Source organism: Maritimibacter alkaliphilus HTCC2654, from assembly GCF_000152805.1.
Classification (GTDB): Bacteria; Pseudomonadota; Alphaproteobacteria; order Rhodobacterales; family Rhodobacteraceae; genus Maritimibacter; species Maritimibacter alkaliphilus.
Window position 1 is genome coordinate 25,695 of record NZ_CH902579.1, and the last position, 26,801, is coordinate 52,495.

19 protein-coding genes and 6 pseudogenes are annotated in these 26,801 nt (G+C 60.5%); 13 read left to right on the plus strand and 12 right to left on the minus strand.

Translation table 11 applies throughout. From position 1 onward, the window contains the following. The 3 genes from RB2654_RS20665 to RB2654_RS20675 form a co-directional block, all read right to left on the minus strand. Window positions 1–414 (minus strand): nicotinate-nucleotide diphosphorylase (locus RB2654_RS20665; RefSeq protein WP_008335449.1); only part of this gene is annotated, 414 nt, incomplete at its 3' end. A 126-nt stretch (window positions 415–540) separates the two neighbouring features. Continuing rightward, window positions 541–2,019 (minus strand): aldehyde dehydrogenase family protein, encoded by a 1,479-nt coding sequence (locus RB2654_RS20670; RefSeq protein ID WP_008335450.1) that lies wholly within the window; start codon window positions 2,017–2,019, stop codon window positions 541–543. A 56-nt stretch (window positions 2,020–2,075) separates the two neighbouring features. Then, entirely contained in the window at window positions 2,076–2,834 is a 759-nt protein-coding gene (locus tag RB2654_RS20675) for an IclR family transcriptional regulator domain-containing protein (RefSeq protein ID WP_008335451.1), read from the minus strand. A 105-nt stretch (window positions 2,835–2,939) separates the two neighbouring features. On the opposite strand from RB2654_RS20675, the gene RB2654_RS20680 reads away from it, so the two are divergent. Genes RB2654_RS20680 through pcaF form a run of 3 tightly spaced genes read left to right on the plus strand, consistent with a single transcriptional unit; the run spans window position 2,940 to window position 5,550 of the window. Then, complete coding sequence (locus RB2654_RS20680; RefSeq protein ID WP_007803187.1) at window positions 2,940–3,659, plus strand: 3-oxoacid CoA-transferase subunit A; 720 nt, start codon at window positions 2,940–2,942, stop codon at window positions 3,657–3,659. A 17-nt stretch (window positions 3,660–3,676) separates the two neighbouring features. Beyond that, window positions 3,677–4,354 (plus strand): 3-oxoacid CoA-transferase subunit B, encoded by a 678-nt coding sequence (locus RB2654_RS20685; RefSeq protein WP_008335453.1) that lies wholly within the window; start codon window positions 3,677–3,679, stop codon window positions 4,352–4,354. Then, on the plus strand, window positions 4,351–5,550 hold the full coding sequence (gene pcaF, locus RB2654_RS20690) for a 3-oxoadipyl-CoA thiolase (protein WP_007803192.1): 1,200 nt from the start codon (window positions 4,351–4,353) through the stop codon (window positions 5,548–5,550). Before RB2654_RS20685 ends, pcaF begins: the two co-directional genes overlap by 4 nt. Before the next feature lie 5 nt (window positions 5,551–5,555). Here the strand turns inward: pcaF and RB2654_RS20695 are convergent, their stop codons facing one another. Further along, window positions 5,556–5,993, minus strand: a complete 438-nt coding sequence (locus RB2654_RS20695; RefSeq protein WP_083783479.1) for a LysR substrate-binding domain-containing protein — start codon at window positions 5,991–5,993, stop codon at window positions 5,556–5,558. A 30-nt stretch (window positions 5,994–6,023) separates the two neighbouring features. Next, a pseudogene (locus tag RB2654_RS23025) lies at window positions 6,024–7,639 on the minus strand (ISL3 family transposase). A 106-nt stretch (window positions 7,640–7,745) separates the two neighbouring features. Here RB2654_RS23025 and RB2654_RS20705 point away from each other — a divergent pair. From RB2654_RS20705 to RB2654_RS20725, 5 genes and pseudogenes are all read left to right on the plus strand, one after another. After that, window positions 7,746–9,380: a TnsB C-terminal domain-containing protein gene (locus RB2654_RS20705; RefSeq protein ID WP_024099411.1), complete on the plus strand. Its 1,635-nt coding sequence runs from the start codon at window positions 7,746–7,748 to the stop codon at window positions 9,378–9,380. Window position 9,381: 1 nt separating this feature from the next. Further along, window positions 9,382–10,263: a TniB family NTP-binding protein gene (locus tag RB2654_RS20710; protein WP_024099410.1), complete on the plus strand. Its 882-nt coding sequence runs from the start codon at window positions 9,382–9,384 to the stop codon at window positions 10,261–10,263. Then, window positions 10,260–11,051, plus strand: a complete 792-nt coding sequence (locus RB2654_RS20715; RefSeq protein WP_008335465.1) for a TniQ family protein — start codon at window positions 10,260–10,262, stop codon at window positions 11,049–11,051. Before RB2654_RS20710 ends, RB2654_RS20715 begins: the two co-directional genes overlap by 4 nt. A gap of 63 nt (window positions 11,052–11,114) precedes the next feature. Then, the gene (locus tag RB2654_RS20720) at window positions 11,115–12,731 is read left to right on the plus strand and encodes an ISL3 family transposase (RefSeq protein WP_422908288.1); all 1,617 of its coding nucleotides are present in this window, start codon (window positions 11,115–11,117) and stop codon (window positions 12,729–12,731) included. A gap of 34 nt (window positions 12,732–12,765) precedes the next feature. Then, window positions 12,766–13,290, plus strand: a pseudogene (locus RB2654_RS20725) (IS110 family RNA-guided transposase); the annotation flags it as partial. Between the two features lie 346 nt (window positions 13,291–13,636). Here the strand turns inward: RB2654_RS20725 and RB2654_RS20730 are convergent. The 4 genes and pseudogenes from RB2654_RS20730 to RB2654_RS20745 form a co-directional block, all read right to left on the minus strand. After that, window positions 13,637–15,076, minus strand: coding sequence for a hypothetical protein (locus RB2654_RS20730; RefSeq protein WP_246146646.1), 1,440 nt, complete (start codon window positions 15,074–15,076; stop codon window positions 13,637–13,639). Window positions 15,077–15,225: 149 nt separating this feature from the next. After that, a pseudogene (locus RB2654_RS20735) lies at window positions 15,226–16,079 on the minus strand (IS5 family transposase). A 390-nt stretch (window positions 16,080–16,469) separates the two neighbouring features. Then, window positions 16,470–16,634 (minus strand): annotated as a pseudogene (locus tag RB2654_RS23505) (IS110 family transposase); the annotation flags it as partial. A 28-nt stretch (window positions 16,635–16,662) separates the two neighbouring features. Next, the gene (locus RB2654_RS20745; RefSeq protein WP_422908288.1) at window positions 16,663–18,279 is read right to left on the minus strand and encodes an ISL3 family transposase; all 1,617 of its coding nucleotides are present in this window, start codon (window positions 18,277–18,279) and stop codon (window positions 16,663–16,665) included. 216 nt (window positions 18,280–18,495) lie between these two features. Here RB2654_RS20745 and RB2654_RS23030 point away from each other — a divergent pair. Then, window positions 18,496–19,593, plus strand: a pseudogene (locus RB2654_RS23030) (ISKra4 family transposase); the annotation flags it as partial. Between the two features lie 13 nt (window positions 19,594–19,606). Here the strand turns inward: RB2654_RS23030 and RB2654_RS20760 are convergent. Next, complete coding sequence (locus RB2654_RS20760; RefSeq protein ID WP_008335478.1) at window positions 19,607–20,317, minus strand: IS6 family transposase; 711 nt, start codon at window positions 20,315–20,317, stop codon at window positions 19,607–19,609. 45 nt (window positions 20,318–20,362) lie between these two features. Here RB2654_RS20760 and RB2654_RS23035 point away from each other — a divergent pair. The 4 genes and pseudogenes from RB2654_RS23035 to RB2654_RS20780 form a co-directional block, all read left to right on the plus strand. Beyond that, window positions 20,363–20,797: pseudogene (locus RB2654_RS23035) on the plus strand (IS21 family transposase); the annotation flags it as partial. Continuing rightward, on the plus strand, window positions 20,730–21,458 hold the full coding sequence (gene istB / locus RB2654_RS20770) for an IS21-like element helper ATPase IstB (protein ID WP_083783480.1): 729 nt from the start codon (window positions 20,730–20,732) through the stop codon (window positions 21,456–21,458). The pseudogene RB2654_RS23035 and the gene istB, both read left to right, overlap by 68 nt. A 117-nt stretch (window positions 21,459–21,575) precedes the next feature. Further along, on the plus strand, window positions 21,576–22,346 hold the full coding sequence (locus RB2654_RS20775) for a class I adenylate-forming enzyme family protein (protein ID WP_008335485.1): 771 nt from the start codon (window positions 21,576–21,578) through the stop codon (window positions 22,344–22,346). 104 nt (window positions 22,347–22,450) lie between these two features. Further along, a complete protein-coding gene (locus RB2654_RS20780) occupies window positions 22,451–23,143 on the plus strand; it encodes a FadR/GntR family transcriptional regulator (RefSeq protein WP_161600713.1) in 693 nt (230 codons plus the stop codon). Between the two features lie 207 nt (window positions 23,144–23,350). Here the strand turns inward: RB2654_RS20780 and RB2654_RS20785 are convergent, their stop codons facing one another. Together RB2654_RS20785 and RB2654_RS20790 are read right to left on the minus strand one after the other, a co-directional pair. Beyond that, window positions 23,351–24,799, minus strand: a complete 1,449-nt coding sequence (locus RB2654_RS20785) for a hypothetical protein (protein ID WP_246146641.1) — start codon at window positions 24,797–24,799, stop codon at window positions 23,351–23,353. Between the two features lie 262 nt (window positions 24,800–25,061). Continuing rightward, window positions 25,062–26,660, minus strand: a complete 1,599-nt coding sequence (locus tag RB2654_RS20790) for a fatty acyl-CoA synthetase (RefSeq protein WP_008335492.1) — start codon at window positions 26,658–26,660, stop codon at window positions 25,062–25,064. Between the last annotated feature and the right edge of the window lie 141 nt (window positions 26,661–26,801).

The following is a 26,801-nucleotide window of genomic DNA, read 5'->3' on the forward strand; positions in this document are numbered from 1 at the left end:
GCGTGTACAGGTGATACGTGTCTTGGTACCCGCAAGCTCCTGAACATAGGACGCTGTCAAGGTTGCCGTCCCAGACAACCGTCCGGCAAAGTTCAGGGCAACACGCTCTGCGGCAAGGATCGACGCCGCCGATCCCTCTATACGCATCAACGTATCGCCCGCTTTGCAGGCCGTACCATCCGCCACGACAGTCTCGACCACAAGATTGGGATCAATCAGCCGAAACGCGAGAGAGGCCACCTGCATCCCAGAAACAACCGCGTCCTGCCGTGCACGCATTTGCGCCTTGTAGCGCGTGCCTTCAGGCAGAACGGAACGGGTTGTCACGTCGCCTGCGGCACCCAGGTCCTCCATAATAGCGTTCCGAACCATGGGTTCGAGGATGATATCGGGGACGTTCGCAACATTGCTCATTATTTTTTAGATCCTTATCGGTTTGCAAAAGGGGCAGGAAGGGATGGCCTCATCCCGGCCAAAGCAATCAATACAGAAAAAGCTTTTGGATCCCAGACCCCGTTCGCACATTACCTACGCACCGGGTCACTGACCCGACAGATTGATATGCACATTCTTTTCATGGGTGAAGGAAATCAGTTCGCCAATACCTACTTCGCGCCCGATACCCGATTGCTTGACCCCACCGAACGGGGCACCAAGGAAATGCCGACCGACTTCGTTAACCCAAACAAACCCGGCCTCGACGCGTGCAGCCGTACGATGAGCCATCACCAGATCCCGAGTCCAAATTGCACAGGGCAGCCCAAGCTCAAGTGCATTGACCTCGTTCAGCATGGAATCTTCGTCCGACCATTTGCGAACCGCAAGAACTGGCCCGAAAATCTCTTCACGGGCGATACGCATCTGCGGCGTTACATCCGCAAAAATCGTCGGCGCGATAAAGCTGCCTTTCGCCAGCGCACCTTCGGTCACCGCATGGCCGCCGGTTACGGCACGCGCGCCTTCGCTCATGGCGGATTCGATGAAGTCCATGATCCGATCGAACTGTGTCCGGCTGACGATCGCCCCCATCGTGGTCTCCGGCTCTGTCGGAATGCCTGGCTTGTACCGTTCGACAGCCGCTTTGAGATGTGAGATGACCGCATCGTGGATGTCTACATGCAAGAAAGCGCGGCTCGTCGATCCGCAAGATTGCCCGCACCAGCCGAAATTCATGCCGCCGACGATCGCATCGGCGATCTTCTTCGGATCGCTGTCCGGATAGGCGATCAGCGCGTTCTTGCCGCCGAGTTCGAGCAGCACTGGTTTGACGGTGTCGCTCGCGCTGCGCATCACCGCCCGGCCCGCGGGTACGGAGCCGATGAGTGTGACCTTGGCGACGTCGGGATGTTCGGCCAGCCCAGCTCCTGCCTCGACGCCGCCCGGCAGAACATTGAACGTGCCTTTAGGCAGCAGGCCATCGATGAGCTCCGCCAGCCGCAGCGAAGACAACGGAGCCTGAACCGGCGGCTTGATGATGACGGCATTGCCTGCGGCCAGAGGCGCTGCCATCTTTCCGCCGCAGAACATGAACGGATGATTAAAGGCAAGAATCCTTGCAACCACGCCCATCGGCTGGCGTAGGGTCATGTTGATGCGCTCTGGTCCCATAGGGATCGTATCACCCTTCATTTCGGTCACAAGACCGGCGAAAAACTCCATCTGCGCTGCCGCAATCGCGGCGTCGCCGCGCATTTCAGTATAGGGGTTGCCACAGTTTGCAGCGTCCATCATCGCCAGTTCATCGCCATGCTTTCGCAAGAGATTTGCGATTTCCTTCAGGATACGTGCGCGTTCCAGCGGCACAACATCCCGCCATACCTCGAACCCTTCTTTCGCTGCCGCAACCGCCGCATCGACATCGGCGCGACTTGCCGTCGCAACCGACCCGATCCGCTCGCCGGTTCCTGGGTTGAAAGTGTCTTCGTACTTTCCCTCTAGTGGCGGCACCCATGCGCCGCCGTAGTAGAGATGGGCTGGTTCTTGAAGAGAGAGCTTCGCGTCTAGTTTCAGATTTTCCATCTAAGGTATCCTCCCGGCTTGAGGCCCTAATAACTTAGACTTCTAAATAATGTCAATCAGAGAACCCGCCCGAGGGCCGATTGGACGCCAAGCAAGTGCGGCAAGTATGTTTCAATCGTCTGCTTCGGTGTCCAGCCGGCAGACGACAAACCGATATTGAGAGCAGCGACGGTCAAACCCTTGCGATCATTCAGCGGAACAGCGATTGACCGTAAACCCGTTTCCACTTCCTGGTCCACAAACGCATATCCGTCCTCTCTCGCAGCATCGATCCGGCACAAGGTCTGAACTGGGTCGAGTATTGAGAACTTGGTCCGCGGGGTAAGGTCCGAGCGTCTGACAAGCAGGTCAGCCTCTTCGCGAGGCAGCGCAGCCAACAGAACCCTTCCCATCGAGGTGCAATGGGCGGGGAGTCGTGACCCAGGCATGAGCCCGATGGACATCACACGTTTCTGCGCCGCGCGCGCGATATACACGATCTCGGTCTCATCGAGCAGTGCCACGGAACAGCTTTGACCAATTTGCTCGGAGAGTTGGTCAAGCCAAGGTTGGACAATCTGCGAGAGCGGTAGGGAAGCAAGTGCGGCCACTCCGAGCCGTAGGATGCGCGGGGTAAGAGTAAAAAACTTACCGTCATAGTCGGCGTAACCTTCGCGGTGGAGCGTCAACAGTACGCGTCGCGTAGCAGCGCGATCCAAGCCACTGGCGACGGCAGCTTCGGATATCGAAAGACGCGGGGATGTGGGTCCGAAGGCTTCGATCACTTTCAGCCCCTTGGCGAGCGAGGCGATGTAGTCGGTGGGATTGTTCAACATGCGAACGTTGATATACACATGTTGAAAAAAGATCAATATATGAACATTTTACTCGCTACGGCGGTAATCTAGGGATATTTCGAAGTGAATGTAAGGAGGATCCTGATGAACAAAACATCGCCCAGCCTCGCTGACGCGGTTGCGGATATCCCCGATGGCGTACAGGTTATGATCGGTGGCTTTGGAGGCTCCGGAGCCCCGATCGAACTGATCCACGCTTTAATCGACCGCTTTCGTGCCACCGGCAGCCCCAAGAATCTTACCGTGATAAACAATAACGCGGGAAACGGCGCGATCGGAATCGCCGCGATGATCAAAGCGGGGATGGTCAGGAAGATGATCTGCTCTTTCCCGCGCAGCTCCAACGCCGAGGCATTCAACGAAAAATACCTGGCAAGCGAAATCGAGCTCGAGTTGATCCCGCAGGGTACATTGGCCGAACGCATTCGCGCGCGCGGAGCAGGCATTCCCGCTTTTTATACGCCAACTTCTTTTGGTACCGAGCTTGCCGAAGGCAAGCCGACAGAGACGTTCGACGGCAAGATGTACGTGCAAGAGTTGTGGTTGAAGGCCGACTTCGCCCTGATCAAAGGCCATGATGGTGACGAGACCGGCAACCTTACCTATCGTTTGGCTGGCCGGAACTTCAATCCGTTGATGGCGATGGCTGCCGATCGCACGATTGCGCAGGTCTCCAACCTCCGCGCACCCGGCTCCATCGATCCTGAGGCGGTAGTTACCCCCGGAATCTTCGTCGACAAGATTGTCGAGGTTCCCGCGCCTCAACAAGAAGAAGTACTCGTGCGTAGGGGGGTGGTCTACTGATGTCCGGTTTCAATTTAATGGAAGACAAACTGACGAACGCGCAGATCGCGTGGCGTGCCGCTCAGGATATCGAAGATGGTTCCTATGTGAACCTCGGTATCGGATTTCCCGAGATGATCGCCAAGTTCCAGCCCGATGGCCGCGATGTAACCTATCATACCGAGAACGGCGTGCTGGGATTCGGAAAAGCCCCTGCGGAGGGACAGGAAGACTGGGATCTTATTAATGCGGGCAAAAAGGCGATTACATTGAAGCCCGGTGCATCCTTTTTCCATCATGCCGACAGCTTTTCGATGGTGCGCGGTGGCCACCTCGATCTGGCCGTTCTTGGCGCGTATCAGGTCGCCCAGAACGGCGATCTGGCGAACTGGCGCGTAGGCACCAAAGGCGTGCCGGCCGTGGGTGGAGCAATGGACCTTGTGCATGGGGCCAAGCGTGTGGCGGTTGTAACTGACCATGTAACCAAGGATGGCGGCCCGAAACTGGTCGAGGCCTGTACTTTCCCGCTGACAGGCGTCGGGTGCGTGACCCGCGTCTACACCTCTCTGGCCGTGATTGACATCGAAGATAGCAAATTCGTGCTTCGTGAAAAACTGCCGGGCATCACTTTGGACGCCTTGCAGGCGGTGACTGGCGCGACGTTGCACATTGTTGGCGAAGTTGCCGAACTCAATGTTCCCGAGGGAATCTCATGACTGACGTATACATATGCGACTACATCCGCACACCAATCGGCCGCTTTGGCGGTGCGCTTTCCTCCGTCCGCGCTGACGACCTTGCCGCGATTCCGCTTCGGGCCATTGCCGCGCGCAATCCGGGCCTCGACCTTGCCGCGATCGACGAGGTGATCTTCGGCTGCGCCAATCAGGCTGGCGAAGACAACCGCAACGTCGCCCGCATGGCGCTGCTTCTCGCAGGCTATCCCGAGACGGTGCCGGGTACGACGATGAACCGACTTTGCGGCTCGGGTATGGATGCGGTCATCACTGCAGCTCGGGCGATCAAATCCGGCGAGGCCGAGCTGCTTGTCGCCGGAGGGGTAGAGAGCATGTCGCGCGCGCCATTCGTGATGCCCAAGGCCACCTCCGCCTTCTCGCGGGCCAATGAGGTCCACGACACCACTATCGGCTGGCGTTTCGTTAACAAGCTGATGAAGGAAAAATATGGCGTCGACAGCATGCCCGAGACGGCAGAGAATGTGGCCGAAGATTTTGGCATCTCGCGCCCCGATCAGGATGCCTTCGCCTTGCGCTCGCAGCAGAAAGCGGCCAAAGCCCAAGTCAATGGCCGTTTGGCCCAGGAGATCGTGCCGGTTACGATCCCGCAGCGCAAAGGTGATCCTCTGGTCATCGACACCGACGAGCATCCGCGTTCCACGACTACATACGAAGGCCTGAAAAAGCTTCGGCCCTTCGTGAAAGCCGATGGCACTGTGACAGCGGGCAACGCCTCTGGCGTGAATGACGGGTCTGCCGCTTTGATCCTTTCGACGAAAGAAGCTGCCGAAAAGCATGGGCTTAAGCCGATCGCCAGAGTGCTCGGCGGGGCGACCGCCGGCGTGGCGCCGCGCATCATGGGCTTCGGCCCGGTTCCGGCCTCGAGAAAGCTTCTGGCGCGTCTTGGCCTGCGCCAAGAGGAGTTCGCAGTGATTGAGCTTAACGAAGCTTTCGCCTCGCAGGGCCTCGCCACGTTGCGTAATCTTGGGATTGCTGATGATGACGTGCGTGTGAACCCCAATGGCGGGGCAATCGCGTTGGGTCATCCGCTGGGCATGTCGGGTGCGCGGATTACTGGCACCGCGATGCTTGACCTCAAGCCTGGTGAGAAATCGCTATCCACCATGTGTATCGGTGTAGGACAGGGTATTGCTATTGCGCTAGAAGCCGTCTGACTGGCTCAACGACGGGCGCAATCCTCTTCAACCCGCCGGTGTAGAAGCCGCGCCAGCAGATCGGCATGGCTGTCTTCGTCGAACGTGAACTTGCGTGTCAGACCTACCGCCCCGGCCATGTAATCCGACTTTAGATCGAGCGCAGCAAGGCTGCCGCGCGCAATTTCCCGCGCCACGACGCCGCGCGAGATGAACCAGAGCATCTCAGAACCTTCGAGAAGCGTTTGCGCCGCCGGCAGGGCCACCGTCTCGAACACCGGTGTGAGATCGGATAACCCCATCGCGGCAAGGTATTGATCCACGCTCTGACGGATGATCGCGCCAGGGTTGGGCAGGATGAGGGGATAGCGTAGCAGAGCGTCGGTCACCGGCAGATCCAGCGCTGGATGTCCGGCGCGCGCCACCAGCAAGATCGGCTCGTCATAGAGATACTCGAAAGACAGGTGTCGCGTTGCCCTTAAATCGGCTCTGCCTCAATCTGTGTGGTGGAACGGTAGCATTCTCGCCCGCAACAATTCTGGACCGGCTCGGCCGTACATGGCGCGTTTGAGGGTCTTCAGGCGATTGATCTGACCTTCTGCTTGGCCGTTGCTCCAGGGCATCTCGATGGCGTTTTTGACGGCTTCGTAGTCCCGGTTCACTGTGCGGGCAAAGCGCACGATGGGCGCCAGGTCGGTTTCGATCGCGTCGTCGATCCATGCAGGGAGCGGGTCTGCCACGCGGCCGCGCAGGATACCATTGAACCGCATGGCGAGGCTGCGCATCGATACGAAGGCGGGAGAGCGGGTCTTGAGCGCATCGACTTTACGCGCCTGATCCGAGGTGAGCTTGCCGCGCGGTTTGATGCACAGCGCGGCCGCGATGACCGGGGAGATCGCGTGCCCCGTTTCCGGGTCCCGAACCGGCTCCAGGATCTTGTGTTCTACCTTGGGATCGCTCGCTTGCTGTTCGGCTCTGCGCCAACCCGCCAGCAGCCGCTGCAAATGCGACTGGCTCCCCTCGTAACCACGCTCTTGGATCAGACTGAAAAGGGCGCTGCCAGTTCGAATGCCCTCCTTCCAGCTTTGGCTCAGAACTCTTCAAAATACCATGGCGAACTCGGCTTCAAAGCGGCCCGCCTGCGGTCCGGTGGTGTTTCGAACTGCAGCCATTTCGCGATGCTGCGACGCGGAAACCCTGTTCGCCGCCCGATCTCGCTGCAGGAAAGTCCCTGATTTCGGAGCGCATGGATGGTGGTGAAAATCTCTTCCCGGGACGTCCTGTGCGCAAGGCGGGACTTCAGAAGGCTTCCGGCTGCGGTGATGTTGTCGGCGTCGGACAGCAGCGCCCTGCCGGTGGCACGGCCGTGAAGGTTCATCTGTTCCTCAATGGCCTGCCGCAGGTTTTGCACGATATGGAACCGGTCGGCGACCTGCTTTGCGTGCGGTGCCCCTTGCCGGGCAGCCTTGGCGTAGAGACCGCACCGATCTCTGCTGATCACTTCCACCTCGGGGTGTCGCTTTAGCCAGTTGGTGCAGGTGACGACATCTCGATCCTCGAGGATGTCGATGACCACGCGACGCTCCAGATCCACGATGATCGTGCCGTAGGTTTGCGATTTCCGCCAGCTCCAATCGTCGATCCCGATGATTGTCGGCGCCTCGGTGGTGCCTTGAGCACACCTTTTCAGCTGCCTGAGCACCGTGTCATCGCTGACCCCAAGGCCCAAACGATGCAACAACCGCTCCGCAGGCCGTCCGCCTGTCGCATGCCCAAGATGGCCGACAATCTCCCCTACACGCGAAGTACGACGTGCAAATGGACGCGCAATCGAGCTGATCTGGTCCGAGAAAGTCCGGCGCGGGCAAGCAGGCGCCAAACATCGCCAACGGCAAACTGCGAGATCAACCGTTACCGCGTCTCCATGCGCGGGATAATCCTGCAGCCACCGACGCCGCCAGCCATGACGTCGGCGTGAATGCAATCCACAGTCTGGGCAAATGCCGTTGGGTGCCAAGACGCCAGATACAATCCACCCGCCGGATTCACTTCGTTCAACGCTTTGAACTGCAACATCGCTGCCCGGCGACCAGTGCTTCTTCGAACTCACAACTATCCCTCCTGAATTTTCCAGTTTCAGGATAGTTGCGCCACACAAAGTGAGGCAGAGCCCTTAAACCTGAGACAGGGTTCGCAGCTTCGTGTGGCAAATATTGATGGATGATGATCGCGAAGACTTCGTTGCCGCTGGTGCTGAGGAGGCGCGCAGGGCGGCCGTTCTGCGTCCGCTTGTTCAGGCATATCTCAAAGGAACTGGCAGTCTGGAAAGTGGCATCAATGACGCCGTTTGGGAGCTTGGTGTCAGCAGGGCGACTGTCTGGCGCTGGATAAAGCGTCTGGCCGAAGAGGGTGGGCGCACCAGCGCGCTGGCTTCTCGGAAACGGGGCCGCCCGACTGGTACAACCTTGATATCCGGCAAGGTGGAAGCGGTGATCGAAGAACATCTTCGCCGTTATTTCTTACGGCGGGAACGCCCAAGCCTGTCGCGCATCGTGACAGAAATCCGAAGCGCGTGCTGGCAGCAGGGCTTGCAACCGCCGACACGTCGGACGGTTCAGCGCAGGCTGGATGCAATGGATGCCCGTGAAATTGCCAAGGCACGCGAAGGCGCAAAGGCGGCCCGCCAGAAATTTGCGCCGGTCGTAGGCGACAACAAGGCAAACCGGCCACTGGAGGTCGTGCAAATCGACCATACGCCTGCGGACATCATTCTCGTCGACAGTTTTGAACGCAAACCAATTGGGCGGCCTTGGGTCACGCTGGCGATCGACGTCGCAACGCGGATGGTGACCGGATATTACACCTCTCTCGAGGCACCTTCGCGTCTGTCGGTGGCGCTTTGCCTGACACAGGCTGTGGCCCCCAAGGCGGAACTTCTGGCGGAATTGGTGCGCAATGTTCCTTGGCCCGCGCAGGGTAAACCGCATAGCATCCACGTCGATAACGGGCGCGATTTCCGGTCGCATGCCTTTCGGTCGGCATGTGCAGAATGGGGGATCGATCTGGTCTATCGGCCGCCAGGCAGTCCTCATTTCGGAGGGCACATCGAACGATTGATCGGCACGATGATGGGGGCCGTGCACCTGTTGCCTGGAACAACGCAATCCTCGGTCGTGGCCAAGGGCGACTATGACGCCGAGGGCATGGCCACGATGACCTTAAGCGACTTCGATCGCTGGTTTGCTCTGGAAATCTGCCGCTACAACAACAGCATTCATTCAAGTCTTGGCTGCACGCCCGTTGCCAAATGGGAGGCGCTCTCAGAGCAAATGATGGGCGATATCCCCTTCGAGATTGAAGCCTTTCGGGTGAGCTTTCTGCCAAGTGAACTGCGCAAGGTCAGGCGTGACGGCATCCATCTGTTCCAGATACGGTACTGGTCCGATGCGCTTGCAGGCCACATCGGGCGCGGGGATGGAAAGGTGGTCGTCCGCTACGACCCTCGCGACCTCTCGGTGATCTGGGTCGAACTGGATAATGACCGATACGTCGAAGCTCGGTACCGAAACCTGGAAATTCCGCCTGTGTCGCTCTGGGAATATCGCGAAGCCATGAGGAATGCCCGTGCCCTTGGCAAGTCCGGGTCCAATGAGCTGGTCCTGGCTGAGCTGATCCGACAGCAACGCCAAATCGAGTCTGAAAGCCGGAGCCTGACGAGGGCCGAACGCCGATCCCGTGAAAGAAAAGGGACATTGGAGGGCGCCAACTCGGCCGTCTCAACAACCGAAGGGCTGCGCGCGATCGATACGGGTGATACATCGCGCCCATTGTTCAAGGTGGAGAGATGGTGAATTGAGGGCAGGAAAAACAGAGGAAGACGGTCGGATCACCCTCATTCAATCGGATATCTGGATTGGCTTTCCGCGGGCCGAACAAGTTCTGGACCGTTTGCAGTGTATGATCGAAGCGCCAAGGCAAACCCGTATGCCTGGCCTTCTTGTGCATGGCGCGTCCGGGATCGGAAAGACGATGATCGCCCGCAATCTTTCGCGCAGATATGCACCGGAATATGACCCAGCATCGGGAATTACGCGAACGCCGCTGTTACTGTTACAAGCACCACCAGCTCCCGACGAACGACGGTTCTATCTGCACATCCTGGCGACCGTCGGGGCACCGGCCACGGCACTGAGCGCGCGCGCTCAAAATGTGGCCTCCCTCGAAGTCCGTGTCGTCGCGCTCTTGCGCGACCTTGGCCTGCGGATGATCATGATCGACGAAGTCCACAACCTCTTGGCCGGGACCCACCGCGAACAGCGCCGCTTTCTCAATGTTCTGCGGTATCTCAGCAATGAACTCGAAGTGTCGCTGGTCTGCCTGGGGGTCAGCGAGGCCGTCGATGCCATCCGTGGTGATATCCAGCTTGCCAGGCGGCTGGACGAACATCACCTTCCAAACTGGCGCGACGACGCCGAGTTCTCGGACATGATCCAGACACTCATCGCGGCAATGCCCCTCGAGAAGAAATCCAATCTGAAGGTCAAGTCACTAAAGCAGATACTTGCGCTGACCGGCGGGGTGACCTCGCGCATCTTCGCCCTGATCAAGGATCTTTCCATCGACGCCATTGTCACAGGTGATGAATGCATCACCGATGACGCAATCGCAAAATGGACGCCGGTTTGGTCGCGCCATGCGAACCCCCATCGGCGGCTCGAGAAGTCCGGGGTGTGAAGCCGCACCCGCTGCCCAAGACTGTCGCGCCGCTGCCCGACGAGTTGTTGTCAGGTTGGTTGTCTAGGCTGGCGGCGGCCAACTACTGTGATGATGCGGAACTACTGGCTCATCTCAGAATCGATACCGCGCATGGCACCGCCTTGAACTTCAACGTCGACGCGGCTGCGGCGGCGAAGATTGCCAACGCCGCACGGATTGACCCAGATGTTGTGCGATCTTTGACCTTCCCAGCAATGACGACACGAGAAGCCTCGCTGACGGCCCAGATACCATTCCAGCATTGCCTGCAATGTTCCAGAGAGGGCCTTTCGCTCAAGCATTGGAGGCGAGCCTGGGCATTCGACTGCCAGGTTTGTGGGACGAGACTTGTGCCGACGCTCGGCAAGGCCAGTGGCGAACAGATGCCCGAAAAGCTGATAAATCGTGCGCGCAACGGCGCCGCGCGGCTTGAATACGCCGCGCGATTACGCAGCTCCAAGCAATTTCGGCGCGCAATGCGCGCGGTCACCTTTGCCATATCATTAAAGGCCTTCCGCGGAGATCCGTTATACGCTCTTCAGGGCCACAGGCTGGAAGTAAGGCTGTTTGGCCTTGCTGCAATTGATGCAGCCCAATCCCGTCCACTGGTCAAAGCGGCCATCTCAAGCTCCGGCATCGACGACTATGCAAGGGTTGCTCTATTGCGCGCCTTCGATAAGGAGCCACGTCTGCTTGCCGCGGTTGTTTACATCGCCCGGCAGCGCGCGAAAAGCATAGGCGCGATGGCAGTGGAATCTCATAATTAAGGGCTCTGCCTCACTTTGTGTGGCGCAACTATCCTGAAACTGGAAAATTCAGGAGGGATAGTTGTGAGTTCGAAGAAGCACTGGTCGCCGGGCAGCGATGTTGCAGTTCAAAGCGTTGAACGAAGTGAATCCGGCGGGTGGATTGTATCTGGCGTCTTGGCACCCAACGGCATTTGCCCAGACTGTGGATTGCATTCACGCCGACGTCATGGCTGGCGGCGTCGGTGGCTGCAGGATTATCCCGCGCATGGAGACGCGGTAACGGTTGATCTCGCAGTTTGCCGTTGGCGATGTTTGGCGCCTGCTTGCCCGCGCCGGACTTTCTCGGACCAGATCAGCTCGATTGCGCGTCCATTTGCACGTCGTACTTCGCGTGTAGGGGAGATTGTCGGCCATCTTGGGCATGCGACAGGCGGACGGCCTGCGGAGCGGTTGTTGCATCGTTTGGGCCTTGGGGTCAGCGATGACACGGTGCTCAGGCAGCTGAAAAGGTGTGCTCAAGGCACCACCGAGGCGCCGACAATCATCGGGATCGACGATTGGAGCTGGCGGAAATCGCAAACCTACGGCACGATCATCGTGGATCTGGAGCGTCGCGTGGTCATCGACATCCTCGAGGATCGAGATGTCGTCACCTGCACCAACTGGCTAAAGCGACACCCCGAGGTGGAAGTGATCAGCAGAGATCGGTGCGGTCTCTACGCCAAGGCTGCCCGGCAAGGGGCACCGCAGGCAAAGCAGGTCGCCGACCGGTTCCATATCGTGCAAAACCTGCGGCAGGCCATTGAGGAACAGATGAACCTTCACGGCCGTGCCACCGGCAGGGCGCTGCTGTCCGACGCCGACAACATCACCGCAGCCGGAAGCCTTCTGAAGTCCCGCCTTGCGCACAGGACGTCCCGGGAAGAGATTTTCACCACCATCCATGCGCTCCGAAATCAGGGACTTTCCTGCAGCGAGATCGGGCGGCGAACAGGGTTTCCGCGTCGCAGCATCGCGAAATGGCTGCAGTTCGAAACACCACCGGACCGCAGGCGGGCCGCTTTGAAGCCGAGTTCGCCATGGTATTTTGAAGAGTTCCTGAGCCAAAGCTGGAAGGAGGGCATTCGAACTGGCAGCGCCCTTTTCAGTCTGATCCAAGAGCGTGGTTACGAGGGGAGCCAGTCGCATTTGCAGCGGCTGCTGGCGGGTTGGCGCAGAGCCGAACAGCAAGCGAGCGATCCCAAGGTAGAACACAAGATCCTGGAGCCGGTTCGGGACCCGGAAACGGGGCACGCGATCTCCCCGGTCATCGCGGCCGCGCTGTGCATCAAACCGCGCGGCAAGCTCACCTCGGATCAGGCGCGTAAAGTCGATGCGCTCAAGACCCGCTCTCCCGCCTTCGTATCGATGCGCAGCCTCGCCATGCGGTTCAATGGTATCCTGCGCGGCCGCGTGGCAGACCCGCTCCCTGCATGGATCGACGACGCGATCGAAACCGACCTGGCGCCCATCGTGCGCTTTGCCCGCACAGTGAACCGGGACTACGAAGCCGTCAAAAACGCCATCGAGATGCCCTGGAGCAACGGCCAAGCAGAAGGTCAGATCAATCGCCTGAAGACCCTCAAACGCGCCATGTACGGCCGAGCCGGTCCAGAATTGTTGCGGGCGAGAATGCTACCGTTCCACCACACAGATTGAGGCAGAGCCGATTTAAGGGCAAGGCGACACCCACTTCCGAGAGAACCAGGAACGGTTGCCTGACCATGCTGCGGCTGCCATCCATGCGTTGATCTGCCAAGCGGAGGCGATTGCCGATCAGGCTGAGGCCCTGGAGAAACGGATCCTCGAGTGGCACCGGACGCACGAGACGAGCCGGCGACTGGCGACCATTCCCGGTATCGGACCGATCACCGCCAGCGCAATTGCTGCAAATGTTCCGGATCCGAGCCTGTTCCGCTCGGCACGACAGTTCGCGGCCTGGCTAGGCCTGACGCCACGGGCGAACTCAAGCAGTGGCAAGGATCGACAGACCGGGATCAGCAAGCAGGGTGATGGATATATCCGGCGACTGCTCGTTTCCGGCGCGACTGCGGTGCTTCGCTTTGCAAGGCAGGGCGATGCCGGCAAGGCTTGGATGCTTGGGCTTAAAGCACGCAAGCGACCGAAAGTCGTTGCGGTCGCGCTCGCCAACAAGACTGCCCGGATCGCTTGGGCGCTCCTGCGCCGCAACGAGATCTACGCGGCCCCTGTCTCCTGAGCGCGGAACCGCTGACGGAATGCGTGAAGCTGAGAAGAGATGACAAACCGGTCGAACCGGGGATCGGGACACCCCAGGGGGTCAAGGCGCAGAAAGCGCGCAATTTTGATTGGGACCCGATCCGCGGACTTCATCTGGGCCAGCGGCTAGACCGCACCACAAAGGCCGTAGACATGACTGCTTTCGGCATAGGCGCGTCAATTCCCAGCTTGCGCAGCAGGGGTCGTCCAGACATGGGAACACTTGCCCTCGCCAGAGATGCCCACTGCGCGTTGGCGACGGTCCACCAATGACTTGCGCCACCGGACCTGTGGGGGAACCGGCGCAGCGCCAGTTCCCCATCGGCTCATTCTGCCGGAACCCAGGGCCGGTTATAGGCTGCCACGCGCCAATCACCGTGTTCGATGAACCGGGGGGCGCTCCCGGTTTCCAGCGCCTCGGCTGCGGCGTTCAGCGCCTCGGGCGATGTCTCGGGCCAGGCGCCCGTTTCGATCCGTTCGACCAGGGTCTCGACGATGGCCGTGCTTTCGGCAGCCGTGAACTCGCAATGGCCCGTGCCCTGGACCAGCGACTGCCGATACAGATCGCCGGTACCCTGCTCCTGCACCAGCGCGCCGTAGCCTTCCATCAGCGTGTAGGGAATGGCCCAGTCGCCCAGCATGTGGATGCGGATCGCCGGAACCTGCAGATCGCCGGTCGTCGTGCGCCCGTCTGCGGCCCAGAAATCGCGCGCATAATCCGAGGCCGCGATGCGGGGGGCGGCGTCGATCCTGGCAATGTCGGCCTGAAGGTCCAAACCGGCCTGTTCGTAGAGCGCCTCAACCGTCCGCGCCATCGCGGGTGCGGCATTCTGGTAGAAGGCGGCATAGTCGACCCCCTCGTTCCCGGAAAGTTGCTGCCCCGATGCGGCGTTTTCGAACAGAAGCCGCGAGGTCCCGCCAACATTACCGCCGATGCGCAGCGCCGAGGCCACGATCATGTCGGCCATGGCGCCGGCATCCGCGGTGTCGGGTAGTTCGGTCCCCTCGACCATCCACGGCGACCACTGTCCGATGGCGAAGGCAAGCGCCAGCCGCGCGCGGCCCTCCGGGCTTTCGCCCGCCGTTTCGATGGCGGCCATCCAGGACGCACGGATCGCGTCAAGGCTGCGCTCGCCACCCGCTCCGGCATTGGGCAGGCCGACGATGGCGAGATCGCTGGCCGGACCGTGCCCAGCGGCCTCATAGCTTTCGCCCAGCAGGGTCTGCATGGCGAACCAGCCATCCAGGAAACTGCTCATGATCCAGACCGGCGTATGGGCGGCAAGCACGGCGGCACCGTCGATCCTGTCCGGGTAATCCTCGGCCGAAGCGAGGCTGTCGAGCCCTCCGCCAGAACAGCCGTATTGCAGCACCATGTCAGGAGCGCGCTCCAGGTCCGTGAAAATGTCCTGAACAGCTTGTAGATTCAGGATTTCACGCTGCGGATCGTATTGCCACAGGCGCAGCGGGTGCCGGGCGAGCCCGGCGAAGGCATAGCCACGACCGAGCAGGTCGTCATACCGCTGGACCGCTGACGCGACCGAAACGTTGCTGGCGAAATCCAGATCCCTGAGTAGTCGACCATTCCAGTTCTCGGGCACGCGGATCAGCCATGCCGTCCCGTCCGGCAGGGTTCCCGCATGTTCGTTGAAGGCGGGCTGCTCCTGCGCCGACGCGAGCGGGGCGAAGCCCGCGGTCAGAGCGAGGCAAAGCACCACCATTCCGGTCCGCGAACGCGGGCCGACCAAATTAGCTGTCCGTGACATGAATTTCCTCCAGTTTGATGCAGCGATGAAATCCGGCTCCTCTTCCGGGGAACCATCGCCGGGAAAAACATAGATAGCTAATTATTAGTGTCAAGGGCTCTGATGCACAAATCGGCTTAAGGCCGAGGTTCCCCTTTCCCCGGACGGACTTATCCCACAGCTTCCGTGACGGGTATTCCGAGCGCGGTGTAGCCGTTCAGGACGGCGATGCGGACCTGGAGTTCGGCGACCTGTCGATCGAAGTCCCGTGCCATGAGCCGCTGGCCCAGCAACTTGATACAATGCATCTTTGTCTCGACGCGGCTTCGGCGGTGGTATCCACTCCATCGTCGCCAGAGCGCGCGGCCCAGGTATTTCGCCGCGCGCAGGGCCTCATTTCGCGCCACGGCTCCGGCGGTGATCGTCTTCCAGGGCTTCGCGTTCTTGCGGGGCGGGATGACGGCATGGGCACCGCGATCTGCAATCGCATCGTGGCATTTGCGCGTGTCGTAGGCGCCATCAGCCGTAACGCTACCGATTTCCTGGTCCTGCGGGATTTGGTCGAGAAGGTGGGTAGGATGGGCGCATCACCGATGTGGCTCCCGGTGACTTCGACGGCCCGGATCTCCAACGTTTCTTCATCGATCCCAAGGTGGAGCTTGCGCCAGACGCGCCGTTTCGGGCCGCCATGCTTGCGTGCGTGCCACTCGCCTTCACCTTCGACCTTGATCCCGGTGCTGTCGATCAGCAGGTGCAACGGCCCCTTGGAGCCGCGGTAGGGGATGTTCACGGCCAAGGTCTTCTGGCGGCGAGATAGCGTGCTGAAGTCGGGCACCGTCCAGTTCAGGCCGACCAGCCGTAGCAGGCTCTCGACGAACCCGGTCGTCTGCCGGAGCGCCATGCCGAACAGCACTTTCATCGAGAGGCACGTCTGGATAGCGGCATCGCTGTAGGTCTGCTGGCGGCCACGCCTGCCTGTCGGCGCGGCATCCCAGCTCATCTCGGGGTCAAACCAGATCGTCAGCGAGCCCCGGCGCTTGACTGCTTCATTGTAGGCTGGCCAGTTCCTGGTCTTGTAGGTCGGGGGTATGGGTCTGCTCATGCAGCCTGACTAACAGACTGGATTCGCAAGGTGAAACCTTCACAGCATTTGCGCAACATGTATAACCGCCCCTTGCGCAAGAGGGTTTCTGGATCAGTTTCGCGCGGTGTCGGGTGCTGACATGTATCCGGCCTCTGTTGCGGCCATCATCACGCCGCGGGCCCGTATGGTGTTCGCAGGTCGGGTCCAGATCAAAGCCGCGTGCTCGATGGCACTCTGTTGCGCTCTGGTTCTCCCGATCCCGTCTCACGACCGTGCGCCAAACGTCTCCTTGCCCTCTTCCGCTCCGACGTCCTCGCGACCAGTGACGGCTTACGCCGCAGCGGTCGGAGACTGGTAGGCGCCGCCTCGGGCCATCAGCGCCCAGACGATCCGCGCCATTTTGTTCGCCAGCGCGACCCGCACCAGCATCGGCGGCTTGCGCGTCAGCATCTCGCCAAGCCATGTGCCCGGCCGGGCAGCGGCATGAACATGCCTGTCGCGTAGCCCTTAATTGGGCTCTGCCTCAATCTGTGTGGTGGAACGGTAGCATTCTCGCCCGCAACAATTCTGGACCGGCTCGGCCGTACATGGCGCGTTTGAGGGTCTTCAGGCGATTGATCTGACCTTCTGCTTGGCCGTTGCTCCAGGGCATCTCGATGGCGTTTTTGACGGCTTCGTAGTCCCGGTTCACTGTGCGGGCAAAGCGCACGATGGGCGCCAGGTCGGTTTCGATCGCGTCGTCGATCCATGCAGGGAGCGGGTCTGCCACGCGGCCGCGCAGGATACCATTGAACCGCATGGCGAGGCTGCGCATCGATACGAAGGCGGGAGAGCGGGTCTTGAGCGCATCGACTTTACGCGCCTGATCCGAGGTGAGCTTGCCGCGCGGTTTGATGCACAGCGCGGCCGCGATGACCGGGGAGATCGCGTGCCCCGTTTCCGGGTCCCGAACCGGCTCCAGGATCTTGTGTTCTACCTTGGGATCGCTCGCTTGCTGTTCGGCTCTGCGCCAACCCGCCAGCAGCCGCTGCAAATGCGACTGGCTCCCCTCGTAACCACGCTCTTGGATCAGACTGAAAAGGGCGCTGCCAGTTCGAATGCCCTCCTTCCAGCTTTGGCTCAGGAACTCTTCAAAATACCATGGCGAACTCGGCTTCAAAGCGGCCCGCCTGCGGTCCGGTGGTGTTTCGAACTGCAGCCATTTCGCGATGCTGCGACGCGGAAACCCTGTTCGCCGCCCGATCTCGCTGCAGGAAAGTCCCTGATTTCGGAGCGCATGGATGGTGGTGAAAATCTCTTCCCGGGACGTCCTGTGCGCAAGGCGGGACTTCAGAAGGCTTCCGGCTGCGGTGATGTTGTCGGCGTCGGACAGCAGCGCCCTGCCGGTGGCACGGCCGTGAAGGTTCATCTGTTCCTCAATGGCCTGCCGCAGGTTTTGCACGATATGGAACCGGTCGGCGACCTGCTTTGCCTGCGGTGCCCCTTGCCGGGCAGCCTTGGCGTAGAGACCGCACCGATCTCTGCTGATCACTTCCACCTCGGGGTGTCGCTTTAGCCAGTTGGTGCAGGTGACGACATCTCGATCCTCGAGGATGTCGATGACCACGCGACGCTCCAGATCCACGATGATCGTGCCGTAGGTTTGCGATTTCCGCCAGCTCCAATCGTCGATCCCGATGATTGTCGGCGCCTCGGTGGTGCCTTGAGCACACCTTTTCAGCTGCCTGAGCACCGTGTCATCGCTGACCCCAAGGCCCAAACGATGCAACAACCGCTCCGCAGGCCGTCCGCCTGTCGCATGCCCAAGATGGCCGACAATCTCCCCTACACGCGAAGTACGACGTGCAAATGGACGCGCAATCGAGCTGATCTGGTCCGAGAAAGTCCGGCGCGGGCAAGCAGGCGCCAAACATCGCCAACGGCAAACTGCGAGATCAACCGTTACCGCGTCTCCATGCGCGGGATAATCCTGCAGCCACCGACGCCGCCAGCCATGACGTCGGCGTGAATGCAATCCACAGTCTGGGCAAATGCCGTTGGGTGCCAAGACGCCAGATACAATCCACCCGCCGGATTCACTTCGTTCAACGCTTTGAACTGCAACATCGCTGCCCGGCGACCAGTGCTTCTTCGAACTCACAACTATCCCTCCTGAATTTTCCAGTTTCAGGATAGTTGCGCCACACAAAGTGAGGCAGAGCCCTTAATTGTGAGATGAGAAATCCAACGAAATCAACGGCCTTGCTTTGCCCTTAAATATGATATTTTGCCTTTAAATCGGGAGTGGACAGAACATGGGGGTCGTCGTCGGTGATCTGGCCTGTGCTAAGGTAAGCTCTTTGTATGGGGGGCTGCCATGGACGTACGGATTACAATCGAAACTACCTTCGACAACGGGGAGAAGCGCACTCATCAGCTTGACGGCATTTCTCGACCATACCGGGTGACCTGCCCAGACGGGATCGGGCTGCGCCTCGAGGATGGGAAAAGGATCCTCGAACAGATCCAGAGGGTAATCCTTTACGATCAGGTCGATGAGATCATTCGAGAAAGCCGCGTATGCCCGGATTGCGCCTCGGTTCGTGCCATTCATGACTATCGCACGCGCGATCTCGACACGCTCTTTGGGCGGGTTCGGGTCAAAGCCGCGCGCTTGCGCCGCTGTTCGTGTGATGCCAGGTCAGCGGCGATGCCCGGCGGACCTATTTCTCCGCTGGCCTATTTCTTTCCTGACCGGGCTACCCCGGAGCTGCAGCGGCTCCATGCGGAACTCGGGTCCCGGCATTCCTTTCGCGAAGCCGCGCGGCTGATGAAAAGCTTCCTCCCCTGCCATCCGCCCCATCACACCACGGTGCGTGACCGGTTGGGAAGAGTAGCCGCGGGGCTCGAGAAAAGTCGAAGGGCATCAGGCGATCCCGCTGAAGCACTTCCCAAAGGGGGTTTGACGGTTTTTCTGGACGGTGCGCATATCCGCTGTCGACCGGAGTATCAGCAGCGACACCTGGATCTTGTGGTCGGTAAGATTGAAAGTCGCAATATGTGCCGACGATTTGGCTTGGTCGCCAATGCGACGGCATCGCCAGGCAGCCGGATGCGAGAAGAGCTGTCAGACTTTGGATGGAAGCCGGGCCGTCTGTTGACGGTAATCTCTGATGGCGAGCTTGCTCTCCCGAACCTCATACGGAATGCCATGGGTGGCGACGGCCAGGTGAAGCATATCCTCGACTGGTGGCACATCTCGATGCGTATTCGACATGTCGAGGCCGCCGTTCAGGGTCTGGTCCAGATACCGGGATTCACTGGAATTCCGGTGCTGTTCCAGCGCCCCGCGAAAAGCCTTCGCTGGTGGCTGTGGCATGGCAGAGCACGGGTCGCGGAAACTTATCTGAAAGGGCTCATGCACGATTGCACCCGCCGGCATTGCCAACTTATTTGCACCCGGCTGAATGCGGCCTGCTCCGCGCCCGTCATGCGGTCATCTCGAGTGCGTAGCCGTTCCAAAGATCAAAGGCATCGGATCGGGCGTGGCGGTACGATGTGGCGGTAAGACGATAGCGGCGGGGACGGAAGAACATGTTGATCTGGTCATGTGCGTCCAGAAATCTCTGAGCCTGTCCGGGTGACTTGAACCGCCCCATGAGTTTCTCTCGCTTGCGGGTTGGCCGATGGGATCCTTCGATCCGGTTGTTCAAGCCCTTGTGCGCCCGATGATCAGCATTCGCCACGAGGTTGCGGATCGGCCTGATGTAACTGCGCAGCTTGTCGGTGATCACGACCCGCGGCGCGCCAAACCGGTCGATCAGCCGCTTCAAGAACCGGCTGGCGGCCTTTGCATTACGTTGCTTTTGCACGAGAATGTCGAGCACATTCCCATTCGCGTCGACTGCCCGCCAAAGCCAGAACTTCACGCCATTGATCGGAACAACGACTTCATCCAAGTGCCATTTGTCACTGGCGCCCGGCCTGTCGCGCTTGATGCAATCGGCGAAATGGCGGCCAAACCGGTTCACCCAGTTCCGGACGGTTTCCCGGCTGACCATCACGCCGCGTTCGGCCAGCAGATCCTCGACATCTGCCGTGCTCAGCGCAAACCGATGGTAAGCCCAGACGGCATAGGAGATGATCTCGCGGGGAAAACGAAAGCCCTTCAGGCGTCGAATTGTCGGCACGGTTTTCATGATGACCGCCTATCCCGACGGAACCCCGTGATCAACTTGGCAATGCCCCTGCATTACATCCCCGTTCTGGCCCGCAAACCCGGCGCCCTTCGCAACGGGGCGCCCTTCAGGGAATGGGAGCTGCCGGTGCCAATCCGCCGCGTGTGGCGCAAGCTGGAACGCCAGCCGGGCGGTGACCGGCAGATGGTCGACATCCTGAGCGCCGTGCTGACCGACGGGATTGATGCGGTCGAGGCGGCCTGCGCCGAAGCCCTGTCGCACAATGTCCATTCCGCAGGCGTCGTGCTGAACATCCTGGCCCGGCACCGCGAGCCGCCACCACCCCTGACAATCACCACCCCGGATGCGCTGAAGCTGGCCTGCGAGCCCATTGCCGACTGCAACCGATATGACAGCCTGAGGAGAACACAGAATGGAAAGATCCGAGGTAATCGACGCGATGGGAAAGCTGAGGCTCTACGGAATGAGGGCCGCCTATGACGAGGTCCTGACCACCGCCGTCAAACGCCAGCACGAGCCGCAACAGATCATTGGTGACCTGCTGACCGCCGAGATCAGGGAGAAGCAGGCCCGGTCAGTCAAATACCAAATGACCATCGCCAAGTTGCCGCTCGCCAAGGAACTGGAGGAGTTCGACTTCGAGGCCGCCGAGGTTAACGAGACCCTGATCCGCGACCTGGCCAACGGCGACTTCCTCGACCATCAGCGCAACCTCGTCCTGATCGGCGGCACAGGCACCGGCAAAACCCATCTTGCCGTCAGCATCGCCCGGACCTGTATCCGGGCAGGGCGCCGGGGCCGGTTCTTCAACGTGGTCGACCTGGTGAACAAGCTCGATGCCGAAGCCCGCGCCGAGCGCCAGGGCCGGACCGCCGACCTGATCTCCCGCCTCGACTTCCTGATCCTGGACGAGCTCGGCTATCTGCCCTTCGCCCAGACCGGCGGCCAATTGCTGTTCCACCTGATCAGCAAACTCTACGAACGCACATCCATCATCGTCACCACCAACCTGGCCTTCGGCGAATGGCCCAGCGTCTTCGGCGATGCCAAGATGACCACCGCACTGCTCGACCGGCTCACCCACCATTGCGAAATCGTCGAAACCGGTAACGAAAGCTGGCGCTTCAAGAACCGCGCATAGCGCCAACCCGAAACCCCGCAGGCCCGCCGCCGCTGCGCTATGTGAGGGCTACGCAGCGCCGGGCCTGCTCACCACCAAGGGGGTCAATATTGGATGCCGATAGGGGGTCAAACTTCAATGCCGATTGACACCGCGATGTACAATCTGTGCCTGCTCGACCCCGATTTCCGTTCCTTTGATCTGGACTGCTGGAGGGTGGCCGGTTTCGGCGGTGCGCCTATGCCGCAATCCACAATTGCGGCGCTGGCAAGGGACCTGCCGAACATGGTGCTGCACAATGTCTACGGGTCGACCGAAACCACATCGCCGGTCACCATCATGCCGGGCGGCCAGATCGCAGAACATGCCGATACTGTGGGACAGGTGCTGCCCCTTGCTGACATCATCGTGGTCGACGACGCTGGTCGTGAAGTGGCCCCCGGCGAAAGCGGAGAGCTTCTGATCGGAGGACCGATGGTGGTGCCGGGATACTGGGAGAACCCGGAAGGCAATGCCAAGGGGTTCACCGGCGGATACTGGGTGTCGGGCGACATCGGTTCAAAAGACGAGAATGGCTTCGTCCGCGTCTTCGACCGCAAGAAGGACATGATCAACCGCGCGGGCTTCAAGGTCTACTGTATCGAGGTCGAGGACGTGCTGGCGTCGCATTCCTTGGTCGTTGAAGCGGCAGTGGTGGGCGTCCCTGACGACGTGTTGGGCGAGCGGGTGCACGCCTACATTTTCCTGGATGGAAATCAGGTGGACGCGGACGAGATCAAAAATTATTGTTCTGCCCGACTATCCGACTATAAGGTTCCCGACCTCGTGACCTTTCTGGATGGGCCATTGCCGCGCAATGCGAACGGCAAGGTCTTGAAGAACGTGCTGCGGGACATCAAGACGGCCTGACACCTTGCGGTGATCAAGGTCGGCGCGGTGCGCGGAACTATGGGAGCACAATGGTTCAAGACCTAAAAATCGAGGCGTTGTCGGCGCCGCCGGCCTATCAGGTCGTGTCGCGCGAGATCCGCAAACTCATCCTGTCGGGCAGTCTCCAACCGGGTGAGCCCTTTCCGTCGGAGCTCAGTCTTGCCGAGAAACTTGGGGTCAACAGGTCCACCGTGCGCGAGGGGATCCGTCAGCTCGAAGCCGACGGGCTGGTCCGGCGTTCGGGACGCCGGCGACTTTTCGTGTCGATCCCGGACACGTCGCAGATCGCGCCGCGCGCCACCGATGCCATGGTCCTGTCACGCATTACGTTCCTCGAACTCTGGGAGGTGTGTCGTGAGGTCGAACCGCTTTCGGCGAGACTGGCGGCAATCCACCGGACAGAAGATCAATTGGTTCCGCTGCGGGCAAACCTGATCGAATTCCGGGATGCGATGGAAACAGGACGGGCGGATTACGAGATCGACCTCGCGTTTCACGCATTGATTGCGGAGGCGAGCAACAATGTCGCGCTTCTACTGACCCGTTTCCCGATCGGGCAGTTGCTTTTTCCGGCCTCGCGGCACCTCAAACCGGTGCTCGAGCAGGCCCGGCCGCGCGAGATGGCAGCGCATGAAAAGATCTTCGACGCCGTCGAGCGGCAGGATCCGGACGAGGCCGAGCTTTGGATGGCGCGGCACGTCGCGGACCTCAAACGTGGTTGGGACCTCGTCGGCTTGCCCTACGATTTCGAGATCAATCCCTTCGTCTCCACATAATGACACGATAGGCATTCCAAGCGTGCCCTAGATTACGAAAAAGCCGGCGCGGGGAGGTCTCGCGCCGGTCGTCATCCGATGTGTCTGTCGGTCGCCTGAATTCCTACTGGCGATGCTGATCCGGTAGTCTGTCTTGCTGACGCGCAACGTCGAGCTCCTGTCAGGCTAGGGGCGGGGTCCACCCAGGTGGGCAGACCCCGCGAGGGGTCATTGGCTCGGCGTCCAGGGACGGTTGTACGCCCCAACGCGCCAGTCGCCAAATTCGACGAAGCGGGGATCGGATCCCGTCTCCAGCGCGGCCGCGGCCGTGTTGAGTGCCTCGGGCGTGACCTCCGGCCAGGTGCCGGTTTCGATCCGTTCGGCCAGAATTTCAACGATCACGCTGCTTTCTGCGGCCGTGAAGTCGCAGTGCCCGGTCCCCTGAACGAGGGCCTGCCGATAGAGGTCGGTGGTGCCGGTTTGTTCGACCAGCGCCTCGTACCCCTGCATCAGCGAATAGGGGATGGCCCAGTCTCCCAGCATGTGGATCCGGATGGCGGGAACTTCGAGCTCTCCGGTCGTGGTGCGTCCGTCCCCGGCCCAGAAGTCGAGCGCATAGTCCGACGCCGCAATCCGGGGTTCGGCGTCAACCGTCGCAAGATCGGCCTGAAGGTCCAACTCGGCTTCGGCATAAAGCGCCTCGACCAGCTGTTTCATCGCCGGCGCGGCGTTGGCGTAGAACGCAGCGTAATCGACGCCTTCGTTGCCGGACAACTGCTGACCCGATGCCGCATTTTCGAAGTACAGCCGCGCAGTGCCGCCGACATGGCCTGCAATGCGCATCGCCGATTTCACCACCATATCAGCCATCGCGGCGGTATCGGACGTGTCGGGCAGGTCAGTGCCTTCCACCATCCAGGGCGACCACTGACCAATGGCAAAGGCCAAGGCCAGGCGGGCGCGACCTTCGGGCGTCTTGCCCGCATTTTCGATAGCGCTCTTCCACGACGCCCGGATGGCGTCGAGGTTACGATCGCCGCCCGCGCCTGCGTTCTCCAGACCGCCGCCCGCGCCTGCGTTCGGCAGACCGGCCACCGTCAGATCCGAGGCCTGGCCCAGGCCCTGTGCCACGAAATCTTCCGCCAGCAGCGCCCGCATCGCGAACCAACCGTCCAGAAAACTGTTCATGATCCAGACCGGTGTATGGGCCGCAAGCACCACCGAGCCGTCAATCTTGTCGGGGTAATCTTCGGCCGAGGCGAGGCTGTCCAGACCGCCGCCGGAGCATCCGTATTGCATCACCATGTCGGGCTCGCTTTCGAGCTGGGTGAAGGTGTCCTGAACGGTCTGGAGGTTCAGGATCTCGCGCTGCGGATCGTATTGCCAGAACCGGAGGCGATGGCGCTCCAGACCGGCAAAGGCATAGCCGCGCGCCAGCAGATCTTCATAACGGGGCGCGTAGGCCGGGGCATGGATGAAGCTGGCGAAATCGAGATCGCGCAACAGGCGGCCGTTCCAGTTCTCCGGGACGCGGATGAGCCAGGAAGTGCCGTCGGGCAGAACGCCGCTATGCTCGCGGAATGGGGTTTTGTCCTGTGCCGAGACAGGGGCTGCAAGGCTGGCCGCAAGCGCTAGGCAAAGCATCTTCTGCCCCGCCCGATATGAAAATCGAAACATGGTTCTCCTCCAGGTTGTGTTTTGGATGGCGCAGAGCTCCTCTCGTCCCGCCATCCTGTCAATAAACGTAGATGGCTAAATTTATGAGTGTCAAGTTCATATTTGCGTAAGGTCAAAGCGTTTTTTTTTTCGAAATTGCGCCAATGCACAACTGCTGATCGGCTCCGGACGTCAGACACAAGATTTTAGGGCCGTTGCCAAAGCGGAACAGCTGAAAAGTCGCGACGCTGATCTCTTTGATTAATCAGCGTTTATGGTTACTCTACCCTTCGAATAATACAGCGAACTCCTCACGCAGCTCACGCTTCAGGATCTTCCCGCTCGCATTCTTCGGAAGGCTGTCCCGCAGGGCGATGTGCTTGGGTGTCTTGAATACGCTGAGCGCGCCGCGGCAGTAATCGGTAACCTCTTCGGCGGTCACATTCTGCCCTGGTTTTGGCACCACGACGGCGACGACGGCTTCGATCCACTTCGGATGCGGAACGCCGAAGACAGCAACCTCTGCAACCTTGGGATGTCGAAATATGGTCTCCTCGACCTCGCGGCTCGCGACGTTCTCTCCGCCGGTCTTGATCATGTCCTTCTTGCGGTCGACGACGTAAAGATACCCATCCTCGTCGAACCGTCCGAGGTCGCCACTGTGGAACCAGCCGTTGCGGAACGCCTCTGCCGTCTTATCGGGGTCGTTATAGTAGCAAAGCGTAAGGTGGGGGCTTCTGTGCACGATCTCGCCAACTTCCCCGACCGGGACCTCATCGTCCTGATCGTTGACCACACGCGTCTCGACATTCAGGCCCGGACGGCCCGCGGATCCTAGTTTGGTCAGCTGTTCTTCCGGTCTGAGGATTGTCGCGCAGGGCGCCATTTCGGTCTGGCCATAGAAATTGTAGAGCCGCATGTTCGGCAGTCGCGCCGACAATTCCTCGATGATGGCGGTCGGCATGATAGAGGCGCCGTAATAGCCCTGACGCAGGCTCGACAGGTCGTGCTTGTCAAACTCGGGATGGCGCAGCAGCAGGATCCAGACCGTGGGCGGACAGAAAAGCTTGGTCACCTTTTCCGCCTCGATAGCGGCGAACATGGCCGCCGGGTCGGCCCCATCATGCAGGATGCTGGTCGCGCCGAGGTAGAGGTCGGGGGTCAGGAAGCAATCCAGTTGGGCGCAATGAAAGAGCGGAAGGCAGTGAAGTTCGACAGTGTCCGGCTGCATCTCTCCATCCACGATGACGGTGACGTACTGATCGAGCAGCGCGGAAGTGCTCATCATCGCGCCCTTAGGCCGGGATTCCGTGCCGCTGGTGTACATCATCTGGATCGGGTCGTCGGGCTGGACATCTGTCCAAGGCTCGGAGGCATCGGCACAGGCAAAAAGGTCTTCGACCGGGCTCCACCGGTCGGACACCGCTCCGCCCCCATGCGCGATAGAGAGCAGAATGTCGGGGCCGCCCCCGATCCGGTCCAGCGCCTCCTCCGCGACCGGGCAGAGCGTATCTTGGCAGATCAGGCCACGGGCCCCAGAGTGATCCAGAATGTAGGCGACATCCTCGGCGTTCAGCATGAAGTTGACGGGCGTTGCGATGGCCCCGATCTTTGCGAGCGCAAAGCGGACGATGACGAACGCACGGCTGTTGCGTGACAGGATGGCAACCCTTTCCCCCTTCGATATGCCAAGCGATATCAGTGCATTCGCAGTCCGGTTCACCACGTCGTTCAGATCGGCGAATGTGTCCCGGTGCTCGCGGAAGGCGAGGGCGAGCCGGTCTGGATACCGGGCCGCGCTTCGCCGCAGCAGATCGCCCAGCTGCTGGCTGCGTGCCCTTTGCTGCTCTGCGCCGGTCTGAATCTCGAGACCTGTGTTCATGGTTTTGCCCTCCCTGTCACGGTCGCCATGCGGGCAACCCTCCTGAAAATCTCTGTGTCGCTTTGATGCCCTGTCCGCCTCGGAATGTTGCGACTATTGCGTTAGGCTTGGCCGGTGGTTGAGCCGGCCATGCCCTTGAAT